A 14087-nucleotide genomic window follows, 5' to 3' on the forward strand; every position below is an offset into this window, starting at 1 on the left:
ATGAGCCTGCGAGCGCGGGGGTTATCCAGACGTGACCTGCGCATCAACGCCGCGTCGGCGATCGGGCGCGTCCACACCGCGCCCACGCAGTGTGCTGACAGGTTTAACACCGCTGCACGAACACTGCAGTGCGCCGCCGCGTCTAAATGCCCACAGGAGACAGACATGCTTGCCCTCAACTACCACGGTTCACGCGATGTGCGAGTGGAAACCGTGCCCGATCCACTCTTGGTCGAACGCGACGACCTGATCCTGCGCGTCACTGCCACCGCCATTTGCGGCTCTGACCTGCATCTGTATCGCGGCAAGATTCCCGACCTACGCCCCGGCGACATTCTCGGCCACGAATTCATGGGCATCGTGGAAGAGGTGGGCCCGGATGTCACGGCGGTCAAGCCGGGCGACCGGGTCGTGATTCCGTTCGTGGTCGCCTGCGGGCGGTGTTTCCACTGCGTGCTGCAGGAATTTTCCGCGTGCGAAACCACCAATACCGGCAAGGGCGCGGCGCTCAATCACAAGGACATGCGCCCGCCCGCCGCGCTGTTCGGCTTCAGCCATTTGTATGGCGGATTGTCCGGCGGCCAGGCCGAATACGTGCGCGTGCCCAAGGCCAATGTCGGCCCGCTGGTGGTGCCCGATGCCTTGCACGATGAGCAGGTGCTGTTCCTGTCCGACATCCTGCCGACCGGGTATCAAGCCGTCGTCGATGCAGGCGTCAAACAAGGCTCGACCGTTGCCATCTTCGGCGCCGGCCCGGTCGGCCTGATGGCCGCGGCGTGCTGCCGCATGCTGGGCGCAGAGCGCATTTTCATGGTCGACCGGCACGCATACCGGCTCGATTTTGCGTCCAGGACCTATGGCGTGATTCCGATCAATTTCGACGAGGTCGACGACCCGGCCGATGTGATCGTCTCGCAGACCGATGGCCGGGGCGTCGATGCCAGCATCGAGGCGGTCGGCTTCGAGTCCGAAGGCAGCGCCATCGAAACCGCACTGACCAACCTGAAACTGGAAGGCAGCAGCGGCGTGGCGATCCGCCAGTGCATCGCCGCCACCCGTCGCTGCGGTGTGGTGAGCGTGCCCGGCGTGTATGCCGGCTTCATCCATGCCTTCATGTTTGGCGATGCGTTCGACAAGGGCCTGACCTTCAAGATGGGCCAGACGCATGTGCAAAAGCATATGCCGCATCTGCTGGAATGCATCGGCAATGGTCAGCTCAAGCCAAGCTCGATCATTTCGCATCGCATGCCGCTGGCTGACGCGGCGCGTGGCTACGAACTCTTCGACAAGAAGCAGGACGATTGCCGCAAGGTGGTGCTCACGCCGTAAAAGCGTGAGTGGGATCTACGCAGACGGCGCGATCTTCGACCGCGCCGTCTGCATGTTGTATAGCCGTTGAGTGCTGGCAACAGGCTCAGTCCAGCGGCTTGGCCGGCACGAACGGGGACACCGGGTCGCTGGCCGGGAAGGTCTCTTCCACCGCTTCGTCCTGCAGCGCATCCTGCTTTTTCTTGTCGTGCTGCGTTTGGTCATGCGGCACTTGATCGCGCTGTTCGGCGTGGTCGTTTGCAGAGGAAATCTGGTTGGATGTGCTCATGTGTTTTCCTACGACGTGATGCGAGCCACTACGCTACGGTGCGCTGCGTTGGCACAGGTGAAAAGCGTCTTCGCACATCAACGACAAAGGCAACGGATGTGCTGCACTGTGCATGCCGGGCCATGCAGTGCATTAGGTGCGGTCTCGCATTCCTTCCCATGCGGCGCAACCATGGTCCCTCTCGATCACGCGCGGCGCCCGGGCGCGACCTGTGCTTGCGCAGATGAAGTCAGGCAGCGCTGTGGCGACCAGCAGTGTCGCCGAACGCGGCATCCGGCACCCACGCAGTTGCACCTGCACAGCCGCCATGCGACGACGCGCCTTGGGTTCACATCCGCACGCGTCCAGGGTGTATGGTGCATAGGCGGCCGGAATCCGGTATCGCCCTCATTTCATCTGGCCCTTTCCATCGACAATCTCTGCGAACGCTGCGACGCCGTCTGCTGCCGGCTCACCGTCATGGTCGATCCATCCGACCGTATCCCACACCATCTCACCAGCGTGACGCCGCAAGGCTGGCATGTGATGGCGCGCGACGAGGAAGGCTGGTGCGTGGCCATCGACGCTGCGCGCATGTGTTGCTCGATTTACGAGACGCGACCGGCGATCTGCCGGCGTTTCGTCATGTCCGGCCCGTATTGCCGCGACGTACGTGCCACCTACGACGATCAACGCCGCCGGGGCATTCCCTTGACGCTGTACAACGCATGAGGATTTGCGATGCATCATTCCCGCCGCCAGTCGATGACCGTCAGTAACCAGCCGGGCAAGCCGCGGTTGTCCGAACAGCGGTTGGCCGCCGATCTGCAGGCATTTCAGCAATCGGGCGGCGCAATCGAGCGACTGGGCGATACACCGCTACGTCGCGAAAAAAAGCGCGGCACGCCAGAGGCTGCGCCAGCCGCTGCAGTCACACCGGCCGTCGCAGCCGAGGCCGAGTAAGACAGCAACGGATGCCTCGCGGGCGCCTACGCGCATCCGTCCGCCATTACCGACGCGATGCGACGTAGTCGGCCATCAGCTTCAACCACGCGATCAGGGCAGCTGCAACTCTGGGCCGCACTGCAGAAGCTGCTTGGGCAGTCAGCGCACGCGGACTCAGTGCTCAACAGATCAGGCACCGCGCGCAGGCGTCGCCGCCCGCACGGACATGGGCAGTTACAGCAGTTGCGCGCGCTTGGTCGCGCCAAGCCCTTGTGCCAGTGAGGCCATTTCGTTGGCCAAGGCGACCATGTTGCCGCCGGCCTGCGCCGCGATGCCCATGATGCGCTGGTAGGCGTCCCAGAAGTCGGGCCCATTGCCATAGGCATCGTGGAACCCTTGCAGCTCCAAGACCAGCAGATCGGACACTTGCATGTCGGAGCGGTCCATTGTGTTACCTCGATGGGGTATTCCCCGGCCCGCAGCTTATACCCGTTCACCTTACAAAATCGAGTCAGCCGGATGGCCGGAGGCCTGGACCTGAATTGGTTAGAAAGCCTGGCGGATACTGCATGTCGGGCGTCTGGTTGGGGCTGCTTGCTGCCTCCTGAGTGCGCCGGTGGCTGGCAGCGCCGCAGGTCAGGCCGTCCGCCATACCCGGGCCTGCCGCCCGCCTCGGACCGGCTGAATGCCAGCACGCAAGCTTCCGGCAGCGTGCTCGCTGCTGCCGCCTGACGCGCCGACCGGCATGCGTTCCCGTGTAAAATGCCCGGTTTTTGACCGGAAGAATGGCGAAAGTTGCTCCACGGGCGCCCTTGTCGGGCCCGGCGTTCATTCGCCTGCTTGCTCGCCTCAGCGACGCGCACATCGCTCAGTCCAACCACGCGCTGGCCGACCGGCTGAGCCAGTGGATCGACTGGACGCGCGCGGTTGCCGTGTCCAAGGCGCTGGACGGCAAGCTGCCCGACACCGACGACCTGCCCGAACCGCGCCCGCTCGATGCGGAGGCTTGCGCACGCGTGCGCACCGGTCTTGCTGCCAGCAGCGTGACCGAGTTGGACGCGCTGGTTGTGCGCGTGCGTGCCGAGGCGCGCAACGCCGCGCTCGCAGACGCACCCGTCGCCGCGCCGGATTTCGCACCATTCCGGCAGCACTACTTGGCCATGCAACGCGCCATGCGTACCGCCACCGGCGATCTGCGCGGGCGCCTGCGCGACCTGCTCGCATTGGCCTCCACCGACATAGCGCGGTTGGCCGAAGTGGATGCGGTGATGGAGCTCACCCTGAGCCCGCGCGAGCAGAGCCTGTTGAACACCGTGCCGAGCCTGCTCGGCGCACATTTCGAACGCCTGCGCGATGCTGCACAGGCGCAGCACCGGCCGACCGATGACGGTGCCGCGCCACGCGCGGTGCCCGATGGCTGGCTGGATGTCTTCCGCAAGGACATGCAGAGCGTGTTGCTCGCCGAACTGGATGTTCGTTTTCACCCGATCGAAGGCCTGCTTGCAGCGCTTCGTACCCGCTAACTGGGACGTCATGTTCAGAACTCTCGTACACGTGTGTGTGTTTCTCGTCGGCCTGCTGGCGGTTTGCTGGGTCGGCATCGGTTATCTCGGCTCCAACCCGCTCGGCGCCTGTGTCGCGGCGGTGATCGGTGCCTGCTATGTGGCCGGCGCGCTGGAGTTGTATCGCTACCGCCAGGCCACGGCGACGCTGGAAGCGGCAGTCGATGGGCTGGCCACGGCGCCTTCTGCCCTGGGCGATTGGCTACAAACTGTTCATCCTGGCCTGCGTAATGCGGTGCGCCTGCGTATCAAGGGCGAGCGCGTGGCGTTGCCGGCCCCGGTGCTGACGCCGTATCTGGTCGGCTTGCTGGTGTTGCTCGGCATGCTCGGCACCTTGCTCGGCATGATGGCCACGCTCAAGGGCACCGGCTTTGCATTGCAGAGCGCCACCGACCTGCAGGCCATTCGCGGCTCGCTCGCAGCACCGGTGGAAGGCCTGGCGTTCGCGTTCGGTACCTCCATCGCCGGTGTGGCGACATCGGCCATGCTGGGGTTGTTGTCGGCGCTGTGCCGGCGCGAGCGCCTGCAGGTGGTGCAACGGCTGGACCTGAAGATCGCTGCCGAACTGCACACGCATTCGGACGCGCACCGACGTGGCGAAGCATTCAAGCTGCAGCAGCAGCAAAGCGCCTTGATGCCAGCCTTGATCGACCAGCTGCAGACGCTGGTGCACAGCATCCAACAGCACAGCATGGCTGCCGAGCAGCGCCTGGCCGCCCAGCAAGCCGATTTCCAGGCCAAAAGCGAAGCGGCGTATGCGCGGCTGGCCACGGCCATGGAGCACGCGCTGCAAGCCGGTGTCGCCGAAAGCGCACGGGCGGTCGGTGCGGCATTGCAGCCGGCGATGGAAGCCACCATGGCCAGCATCGCACGCGATACCGCCGCATTGCAGGAACACGTCACGCAAGCCGTGCAGCAACAGCTGGACGGCATTACTCATGGCTTCCAGACCAGTGCCAGCACCACGGCGCAGCACTGGAGCACGGCATTGGCGGCGCAGGAACGCGCGCAGCAGACCCACAACGCGCAGTTGCAGACCGCGCTGGAACAGATTGCCGCGCACAGCGTAGCCGTGCAGGACAGCGTGAGCAGCGCCGTGCAGCAGCAGTTGCACGGCGTCAGTGCAGCCATCGAGCAGAACGCGCGCACGGCGACCGAGCACTGGCAGGTGGCATTGGCTGCGCAGGAACGCACCCAGGCCACGTTGGCCGAACAGTTGCAGGGCACACTGGAACAAATCGACCAGCGCAGCGTTGCCGTGCAGGACAGCGTCACCCAGGCCGTGCAGCAGCAATTGAGCGCACTCAACGATGGCTTTGCCAGCAGCACCGCGGCCAGCGCCGCCACCTGGGCGGCCGTGCTTGCCGAACAGCAACGTGCCACCGAAACGCACAGCGCGCAGTTGCACACCACCCTCGAACAACTGACGCAGCAGACCAGTGCCCTGCACGAAGGCGTGCAGCAGGCCGTGCAGCAGCAGCTGGACGGGTTGAGCAGCGGCTTCGAAGCCAGCACCGCCACGGCAGCGGTCACCTGGACGGCTGCGGTGGCCGAGCAGCAGCGCGCCAATCACACGCTCACCCAGGAGTTGCAGAACACGCTCACGCAATTTGCCAGCACCTTCGAGACACGCTCCGCCGCGTTGGTGGATGCGGTCTCGCAACGCATGCAGCAATCCAGCACCGACGCTGCCAATGCGTGGCGCGATGCACTGGCTCAGCAGCAAAACGCCAGCGCCACATTGTCCAGCCAGCACCACAGCGCACTTGCCGCCGCCACCGCCAGTTTCGAGGCGCATGCGGCGGCCCTGGTCGGCACCTTGCAGCAATCGCACACCGACCTGCAGGCGGCACTGGAAGCGCGCGACACCCAGCGCCTGGCGCTGTGGAGCGAGCGCTTCGGCGCGATGAGCACGGCCCTGACCGCACAATGGGAACAGACCGGCGAACGCGTCGCCCGGCAACAGCAGGCCATTTGCGACACCCTGGCCAGCACCGCCAGCGAGCTGTCCACGCAGGCGCAGGCGCAGGCCAGCGCGACGATCAGCGAAGTGTCGCGCCTGATGCAGATCGCCTCCGAAGCGCCCAAGGCCGCGGCCGATGTCGTGGCCGAGCTGCGCCAGTCGCTGTCCGAGAGCATGGTGCGCGACACCGCCATGCTGGAAGAACGCAGCAAGCTGCTTGCCACCCTGGACACCTTGCTCAACGCAGTCAATCACGCCTCCACCGAACAACGCGAAGCGGTGGATGCCTTGGTGACCACCTCGGCCGACCTGCTGCAGCGCGTGGGCAGCCAGCTCACCGAACAGATCGGCAGCGAAACCGGCAAGCTGGGCGCAGTGGCCGCGCATGTCAGCGGCAGCGCAGTGGAAGTGGCCAGCCTGGGCGAAGCGTTCGGCATGGCGGTGCAGTTGTTCAGCGGCGCCACCAGCGAGCTCAATGAGCGCCTGCAGCACGTTGCCACGGCACTCGATGCCTCGCTGGCACGCAGCGACGACCAACTTGCTTACTACGTGGCACAGGCGCGCGAAGTGGTCGACCTCAGCATGCTCTCGCAGAAGCAGATCATCGAAGAACTGCGCCAGCTCGATCGCGGGCGTGGCGAACCCGGCCAAGCAGAAACGGCATGAGCGACGAGATCGAAAGCGACGGCGAGCTGGGCACGCCCATCTGGGCGGCATTCGGCGACCTGATGTCGGTGTTGCTGGGCGCGTTCGTGCTGATCCTGGTCGGCGTGATCGGCGTGCAGTTGCAACTGTCCAGCCGCCTGGACGCGGAGGTCAAACAACGCCAGGCCGAAGCGCAACGTCGGCAGACGCTGGAACAGGCACTGGCCGCACCGTTGGCTGCCGGCCGCGTGACCCTGGTCGATGGCCGTATCGGCATTCGCGGCAATGTGCTGTTTGCGTTCAACTCCGACGAACTGCAGCCGGAAGGACGCGAGGTGTTGAAGTCGCTGGCCACGCCATTGACGCACTACCTGCGCGCGCGCGACGAGATCCTGATGGTCAGCGGATTTACCGACGACCGCCCGGTGCTGGGCGGCAATCGCCGCTACGCCGACAACTGGGAACTGTCCGCACAACGCGCACTCACGGTGACCCGTGCCTTGATCGCCGAAGGCGTGCCGGCGTCATCGGTGTTCGCCGCCGCATTCGGCTCGCAGCAACCGGTGGATTCCAACGCCGACGAAGCCCGCCGCGCGAAGAACCGCCGCGTGGAGATCGCGCCGATCGCGCGCCCGTCGTCGCGCGCAAGCGCATCGGCGCCGCCCGCAGCAACCGCTGCACCGCGATGAGCAAGCCGGCACTGCCCGCACGCGCGCAACTGGAGCGCTGGCGCAGCCAGGGCGCCGATCGGTTGGATCCGGTGCGCTTCCATCTGATGGAAGCGTTGGCAGCGCGTGCCGATGCGCAGGCCGATGCGGTGCGTGAGGTGCTGGACCACAAGCTTGGCGCGATGGTCGATGGCTATGCGACAGCGCTGCAGCAGACAGCGCGTCGCCGTGCCGGGAACCGTGCAGTGCCTTCCCCGACGCCGGCGTCGCCGCAGCCCAGCGCATTGGGTGCGCTCACCGCGCAGATGGCCGGGCATGCGGCGCTGATGGAAGTGGACAGCCGCAAGACTGCCAGCGCAGATGCCATGCTGTTTCCGGAGCTGCCGGCGCTGGACGACTTTCGTCGCACCTGGACCACCGTGCGCACCGCCAGCCAGGTGCGGCAGTCGCTGCAGGATGCGCCCAAGGATGCCGGCCCGCTCAATTCCAGCGTGCTGGTGCATCGCTGCATCACGCTGATGCGCGAGCGCTCGCCGGGCTATCTGCAGCACTTTCTCGGCTATGTGGATGCGTTGTCGTGGCTGGAGCAGCTGCACACCGGCGGCGCGTTGGCCAACGAGGAGGCTGCGCCGGCGACGCCGGGCAAGAAACGCAGCAAGAGTCCGTCGAAGCGACGCAGTTAGATCCTCGATCGGTCCGGATCTACGTCGGGCCGACTGACGCAGGCTCCGATCTCGGAGATGCAGCGTGTGGCAGGTCACCCGCCGTGAGCATGAGGTCACTGCACGCCTCTGGCTGCGAACCGCGCTGCACTTGCTCACGCGGCAGCGGCAGCTGCATGCAAGCGCACAACGATGTCCAGCAAGCACTCGCCGGCGCGTTGCAGTCACTCACTGCAGTCACGCCCGAGCGCGAAGCGTATTCAACTGGAACGTGGCGGCCGTCGGTAACGCTGACATCCACCACGCTGGCGCATGCGCCGATCGCCGCTTCGGCTGTCGTGGAGCATCGCTCAAAACCGCAACTGCGCACCCACCGTCCAGCTCCGCGGCGCACCGGGATACACCCATTGCTCGCTGTACGAAAACGCCGCGTAACGGCGGTCGGTGAGGTTTTCCACCTTGGCATACAGGCGTAGCCTCTGGCTCAGATCGTAATGGCCAACCGCTCGCCACACGGTATAAGCCGGCAACACGAAATCGGTGTTGCTATCCACCGAGCCCAGCCGCTCGCCGGTGTGCAAGACGCCCACACCCAGCGCCGCGCTTCGTTTGCCGGTCAGCGGCTGCTCGTAGTTCAGGAACGCGTTACCGCTCAAACGCGGCACATTCGGAAACCGCCGGCCTTCAGCCAGCCCCGTACTGGCGGCAGCAGCACTGCTGCGCGTCACCTGCGAATCGGTATAGGCCAGGCCCACCGACGCGGCCAGGTGCGGGCTCAACCTGCCCAGCAGATCCAGCTCCACGCCCTGGCTGCGCATCTGGCCCACCGGCAGCGAAAAACTGGTGTCGGCCGGGTCCAGGCTCAACACGTTTTTCTTGTCGCTGCGGAATGCGGCCACGGTGGCTTCCAGGCCATCGCCGGGCTGCACGTATTTCAAGCCGGTCTCCAGCGAGCGGCTTTTCTCAGGTGCAAAGCTTTGCCCGTTGGCGCCCACACCGCTGTTGGGGCGAAAACCCGCCGCCGCACTGGCGTACAGCGACAGCGCATCGTCGACATGGAAGGTCATGCCTGCACGCGGGCTCGCCACGCCGTCGGATGACCGCTGCGTGGTGCCGCGCAAGTGGTTGTCCAGGCCTTGCCGATAGTGGTCGTAGCGCAGGCCAAGCAAGGCCTTCCAGCGCGCGCCCAGGTCGATCTGGTCCTGCGCGTACACACCCCACACCTGCTGGCGTTCGTCGGTATCGGTGATGGTGGACAGCCGTCCTGGCTGTGCCAGGCCATAACGCGGCGCCAGCACATCGATGCTGTAGGGCGTGGCCGCGGAACGGGCGCGCTGCTGAAAGCGGCTGTCGTCGAAGCGATTGCCATCGATGCCGAACAACACATTGTGCGTGACCCTGCCGGCCTGAAGACTGCCAAGCACTTCTGCACGCGCTGCGATATCGCGGCCCTGGTAGTCGCGGTAGCGGCGTTCGCGGCGCAAGCTGCGCTGGTCGGCCTGCAGCGTCCAGGGCTCGGTGGAAAATCCGCGCATGCCACTGTCGCGGTAAGTCGCCCCACCCTGCACCGACCAGGTCTGATCCAGGCCGTGCACCACGAACAGCTGGTGCCCGGTGGAATGCAGGTCGATATCGCCATCGCGCGGCTCGCCCAGAAAGCGCGAGGCCGGCAGCCGGTTGGCATCGCCACCGATGGCCGTCACGCCACGATCGAAGGGCGTGTGGAGCCGCACCGCTTCCAGCTCATACGACACTGTCGTATCGGGCGTCGGCATCCACAACAGCGATGGCGCCAGCAAGGTGCCGTCGCTGTCGACGGTATCGCGAAAGCTGTGTTGATCCTTGTGCATCACATTCAAACGGTACGCCACGTTCTCGCTCAGCGGGCCGGTGCTATCGATGGCCGCGCGATAGCTGTCGAAGCGGCCTGCCGATACATCCACGCTGTGCTGCGGCTGAAACAGCGGCTTTTTGGTGACGATGTTGACGGCCCCGCCCGGCTCGCCGCGCCCGTACAACGCCGACGCCGGCCCCTTGATCACCTCGATGCTCTGTGTATTGGCCGCATCGCGCAGACCGTTGTAACCGCGGCTGGCATTGAAGCCGTTGACCATGTAATCCGAACTGAAATTCGGATCGCCGGTGAAGCCGCGCATCGAATAGCTATCCCATAGGCCGCCCAGGTTGTTGGCCTTGGTGATGCCGCTGGCCAGTTCCAGTGCGCCAGCCAGATCGGTGACGCCTGCATCTTCGAGCAAGGTCCGGTCGAGTACCCGTGCACTGATCGGCAGATCACGCAGCGGCGCATCGGTCTTGGTGGCACCGGTAATGCTCAGCGCGCGGTACGGCGTGTATTGGCTGCGCACCTGCACCACATCCAGGTCGCGCGCCTGCGACTGCGCAGCCTGCGCGCAGGCAGTGCCGCAGGTGCAGGCCAGCAGGCTGAGCAGGGGCAGCGCGTGCAGCGTGCGGTGGCGCGAGAACACGGGCATCGGGCAGAACTCCTGAAGCGCCCCGGCGCAGTGCATCCGGGGCGCAAGTAAAAGACGCAAGGAAAGGTGAAACGCAGATACCGCTATGAAGCAGGGCCGGCCGTTGTTTCGAAGCGTGGCGCTCGCCCGAAATCGTCGCGCGTGAACGGCCGGTCGCGGAACAGATAGCCGTAGTAGAACGTGCGCAGCGCCCGGTGATAAGCGCGAATGCGATCCTGATAGGCCAGCTGTGCCTGCAGATCGGTGTCGGCCAGGCGCGTCAGCGCCGCCTGCAGCGCAACCGGGGGCAGCACGCTGGCCACGCGTTGCGCCAACGCTTGGCGACGCTGCAGCCCCTGGCGATACGCTGCCACCTGCGGCGCCACCTGCTGGTCGCCATTTTCATGAAATGCGAAGTACCACTTATAGTGGAACGCCGTGGTCAGCGGCGCCGAGTCGGCCCATTGCCGATTGCGCGCGTAGAACGCCTGCATGGTGTCCTGGCGCGGAATGTCCCAGGCGTGGTTGACCGCCTCGCGCTGCAACCGCGCAATCTCGGTACCCTGGTTGACCGGCACTGCCTGATTGATTGCCACGTGCGCCAGCGCCGGCGCCACCAACGCCAGCACAACCCAGCAGGTAGCCAACGCCGTGGCATGCGCGGCAGGCCGCCACTGGAGGCGCCCGACCAGCACCGACAGCAGCACCCAGAACAACAGGTACGCACCGCCCAGTGCCAGCACCGCCAGTTGCTGCAACCACGGCACCGCATTGAACGTAGCGAACATGACGAACGGCACGCTCAGGCACACAAACACCGCCGCTGCGCGCACCACCACGCGCCGTACCAGCAGCGCAGCGCCCGCACCGGGCAGTGCGGCAAGCATGCGTGCACGCCCCGCTTCACGCTCGCCCGAACGCAGATCGAACAGCAGCGCGATCACGAACAGCGGCAGCAGGAACACCAGCACGAACGCGTAGTCGAAGCGGCCAGCCAATGCGAGCTCGGGGTTGTAGCTGTCCCCGTCATGGATCTGCGCTTCCAGCCCCAGCGCGCGCACGCGCAAGATATACGGCGAGACATCGCGCATGCCGACCGCCGCAAACGCCAGCGGCGATGGCAGGTCCCAGGTGGGGTGGAAGCTGTAATAGGCCGCGCTGCCGGCATCGTTGGAACGCGCCACATAGTCTTCTACCGCCGCGCTGTCTTCGCGCTGCAGCGCTGCAATCCTGGCGATGTTGTCGCGCTGCGTCGCCATCACATGTTGCCCGGACAGCAGGCTGCACACGGTGAGCAGCGCAAGCAACAGCAATCCGGCGAGCGCCGCACGTGCGCGTAGCAGCAACAGCAGTTCGTATTTCCACAGCACCATCAGCGCGCCACTCCCACACCTCGCCCGGCTGCCGCCAGCATGCACAGCGCAGCAAGCAGCCAGGCCCCGATCAGGCCGAACGCCGCACCTGCCGTGCCGATCACCTCGGTCGCCGGCGCCGGCTGGAACGCAAACACCGGAATCTCATGCCAGTGCTCGGACGAAATCCGCTTGCGCCGATCGGCGCCTGCATCCTGGGCGGTGTCGTCGGCCATGCTGACCGCGTCTGCCTGCAGTTGGTTGAGCTGCTGCACCAGCGTGTAGCGGTAGTGCTCTGCCTGGGCCAGGAACCGCAGATGCGCGCGCAGGTCGGTTTCTGCCAGCGTCATCGACACCTCGCGCAGCGCCACCGTCGGGCTGAGCAAGGAAAACGCACGCACCAGCAGGTTCTGTTGCTGCTGGATGGATGCATCGCGGCCCGCATACCGCTCGAACAGGCTTGCGCTCAGCCGCTCGCCTTCCAGTGCCAGCAAGCCCTTGTAGTTCACCGGCAGGTCTTCCACGCGCTGCACGCCGTAATGGGCCAGCGTCTGCTGCTTGAATTGCGCAAAGTGCGGGTCGTCCGGATTGTGGCTGTCGCCGAGCGTGCGCAGGTCGCGCTGGATCGCCACATCGGTTTCCAACCGCGTCGGCAGGCGGTACGCGGCATTGGCCGCGTCCGGCGCCACGCGCGGTACCAGCAGGGCCAGCCACACCCATACCGCCAGCGACACCAATAGCGCATCGCGGCCGCGCCGGCACCGCATCGACACCGCCAGCACCAGCGCACACCACACCAACAGATACGCGCCATAGGCCAGCACCAGCAGCGCAACCAGCGGCGCTTGCCCTGGCAACAACGCGATCGGTGCCAGGCCGATCAAGGCCGGCAGCAGGCAGGCGCCGGCCACCGCCGCCAGCGCCAGATACTTGCCGCCAAGCAACTGCCGGCGCGTGGCGCCCTGCAACAACAGCGCGCGCAAGGTGCCGGTTTCCTGCTCGCGCGCCACTGCGCCATAGCCCAGGAAGACCAACATCAGCGGCGCCAGCACCTGCAGCACGAAGGCGGGCGTGAGCTGACCGAAACGCACCAGCAACGAGCTCTGACGCACATCGCCGAAATTGGCAGTGTTCTGGCGGTGCCCTTCCAGAAACATGCTGTTGCCGGTGAACGCATCCACGCCGGAATCGAATGCAGCCAGTGCCGGCAACGGGCGATAGATGAAATGGCCGTAGTGCACCACGCGGTGCGGATGCCGGTCCGGCTGCGCTTGGAACGCCTGCTGCGCTGCCTGTTGCTGCCGCGTGCGGAAATCGGCCACTTCGCGCTGGTGGTGCGCAGCGGTCAACGCCGCCACCAGGGTGAGCAACATCAGCAGCACCACACCGATGGCAGCGGACCGGTTGCGCGCCATATAGCGCAGTTCTTCGCGTGCGACCAGCAACACCGGACTCATACGTGCAGCCTCACGCAGCGCGATCCTGCGGGCGCGCGAAACGCGCATGCAGGGTGCGCACGTCGAAGCCGCTGTCGCCGGCACCGATCTCTTCGGCAATCCGGCCGTTTTCCAGAAACCCGCTGCGGTCGGCCACATCCACCGCACCGAGCAGATCGTGGGTGACCATCAGCACCGCGGCGCCGCGTTCGCGCACGCTGCCGACCAGGCGATTGAAGTCGGCGATGGCGCGCGGATCCAGCCCGGAGGTGGGCTCGTCCAGCAGCAGCACCGGCACCTCGCGCAATGTGGCCACGGCAATGGCCACCTTCTGCCGCATGCCCTTGGAGAACCCTGCCAGCCGTTGCGCCCAGGCATCGCGCTGCAGGCCAGCGGCCGCAAATGCCTCGCCAATGGCGGCCTGGCTGCGGCGCTGGCCGGCCAGGGCAAGCAGATAGTCGGCATTTTCCAATGCGCTCAGATGCTCGTAGAGCGCCACGTTTTCCGGCAGATAGGCCAAGCGCGCGCGCGCCTTGCCGGGGTCGGCGACCGGGTCCACGGCGTCCACGCGCAGGCTGCCGGAGACGGGTTTGACGAAGCCCAGCAACGTGGACAGCGTGGACGACTTGCCGGCGCCATTGCCGCCCAGCAAGGCGTAGACGCTGCCGGGCGCGACGCCGAGGTTCAGCCCCTGCAGCACCGCGCGGCCACGGTAGGCCACGTGCAGGTTGGAGATTGAAATCGCGTGGGTCATTGAAGAATTGAAGGGCGTGGACACAGACGTATCAGGAAATGATACGTTATCAC

At 65.9% G+C, this 14087-nt stretch carries 13 protein-coding genes; 7 read left to right on the plus strand and 6 right to left on the minus strand.

Translation table 11 applies throughout. The features are described from left to right. Positions 1 to 165 precede the first annotated feature (165 nt). Complete coding sequence (locus ACCQ15_RS18415) at positions 166 to 1329, plus strand: zinc-dependent alcohol dehydrogenase (protein WP_127167226.1); 1164 nt, start codon at positions 166 to 168, stop codon at positions 1327 to 1329. An 85-nt stretch (positions 1330 to 1414) separates the two neighbouring features. Here ACCQ15_RS18415 and ACCQ15_RS18420 read toward each other — a convergent pair whose 3' ends face one another. Next, positions 1415 to 1597, minus strand: coding sequence for a hypothetical protein (locus tag ACCQ15_RS18420; protein WP_029820392.1), 183 nt, complete (start codon positions 1595 to 1597; stop codon positions 1415 to 1417). 288 nt (positions 1598 to 1885) lie between these two features. On the opposite strand from ACCQ15_RS18420, the gene ACCQ15_RS18425 reads away from it, so the two are divergent. Continuing rightward, positions 1886 to 2308, plus strand: coding sequence for a YkgJ family cysteine cluster protein (locus ACCQ15_RS18425; RefSeq protein ID WP_029820393.1), 423 nt, complete (start codon positions 1886 to 1888; stop codon positions 2306 to 2308). A 33-nt stretch (positions 2309 to 2341) separates the two neighbouring features. Further along, a complete protein-coding gene (locus ACCQ15_RS18430; protein ID WP_029820395.1) occupies positions 2342 to 2539 on the plus strand; it encodes a hypothetical protein in 198 nt (65 codons plus the stop codon). Between the two features lie 216 nt (positions 2540 to 2755). On the opposite strand, the gene ACCQ15_RS18435 is transcribed toward ACCQ15_RS18430, so the two are convergent. After that, positions 2756 to 2968 carry a hypothetical protein gene (locus ACCQ15_RS18435; RefSeq protein WP_008577678.1) on the minus strand — a complete coding sequence of 71 codons (213 nt, stop codon included), beginning with the start codon at positions 2966 to 2968 and terminating at the stop codon, positions 2756 to 2758. A gap of 326 nt (positions 2969 to 3294) precedes the next feature. Between ACCQ15_RS18435 and ACCQ15_RS18440 the strand changes: the two genes are divergently transcribed. Genes ACCQ15_RS18440 through ACCQ15_RS18455 form a run of 4 tightly spaced genes read left to right on the plus strand, consistent with a single transcriptional unit; the run spans position 3295 to position 8042 of the window. Next, complete coding sequence (locus ACCQ15_RS18440) at positions 3295 to 4044, plus strand: DUF3348 domain-containing protein (protein ID WP_372380887.1); 750 nt, start codon at positions 3295 to 3297, stop codon at positions 4042 to 4044. Between the two features lie 10 nt (positions 4045 to 4054). Then, the gene (locus tag ACCQ15_RS18445; protein ID WP_372380888.1) at positions 4055 to 6712 is read left to right on the plus strand and encodes a DUF802 domain-containing protein; all 2658 of its coding nucleotides are present in this window, start codon (positions 4055 to 4057) and stop codon (positions 6710 to 6712) included. Beyond that, positions 6709 to 7380 carry an OmpA family protein gene (locus tag ACCQ15_RS18450; protein WP_031425016.1) on the plus strand — a complete coding sequence of 224 codons (672 nt, stop codon included), beginning with the start codon at positions 6709 to 6711 and terminating at the stop codon, positions 7378 to 7380. The genes ACCQ15_RS18445 and ACCQ15_RS18450 overlap by 4 nt, the downstream gene beginning before the upstream one ends. Next, on the plus strand, positions 7377 to 8042 hold the full coding sequence (locus ACCQ15_RS18455; RefSeq protein WP_031425018.1) for a DUF2894 domain-containing protein: 666 nt from the start codon (positions 7377 to 7379) through the stop codon (positions 8040 to 8042). The genes ACCQ15_RS18450 and ACCQ15_RS18455 overlap by 4 nt, the downstream gene beginning before the upstream one ends. A gap of 329 nt (positions 8043 to 8371) precedes the next feature. Here the strand turns inward: ACCQ15_RS18455 and ACCQ15_RS18460 are convergent, their stop codons facing one another. The 4 genes from ACCQ15_RS18460 to ACCQ15_RS18475 form a co-directional block, all read right to left on the minus strand. Continuing rightward, positions 8372 to 10513, minus strand: a complete 2142-nt coding sequence (locus tag ACCQ15_RS18460; RefSeq protein WP_372380889.1) for a TonB-dependent siderophore receptor — start codon at positions 10511 to 10513, stop codon at positions 8372 to 8374. Positions 10514 to 10596: 83 nt separating this feature from the next. After that, entirely contained in the window at positions 10597 to 11865 is a 1269-nt protein-coding gene (locus ACCQ15_RS18465) for a DUF3526 domain-containing protein (RefSeq protein WP_029820400.1), read from the minus strand. Beyond that, complete coding sequence (locus ACCQ15_RS18470; protein WP_029820401.1) at positions 11865 to 13301, minus strand: ABC transporter permease; 1437 nt, start codon at positions 13299 to 13301, stop codon at positions 11865 to 11867. Before ACCQ15_RS18470 ends, ACCQ15_RS18465 begins: the two co-directional genes overlap by 1 nt. A 10-nt stretch (positions 13302 to 13311) precedes the next feature. Further along, positions 13312 to 14034, minus strand: a complete 723-nt coding sequence (locus tag ACCQ15_RS18475) for an ABC transporter ATP-binding protein (protein WP_372380890.1) — start codon at positions 14032 to 14034, stop codon at positions 13312 to 13314. Between the last annotated feature and the right edge of the window lie 53 nt (positions 14035 to 14087).

The organism is Xanthomonas sp. NCPPB 1754 (genome assembly GCF_041475725.2).
GTDB classification, from domain to species: domain Bacteria; phylum Pseudomonadota; class Gammaproteobacteria; order Xanthomonadales; family Xanthomonadaceae; genus Xanthomonas; species Xanthomonas euvesicatoria.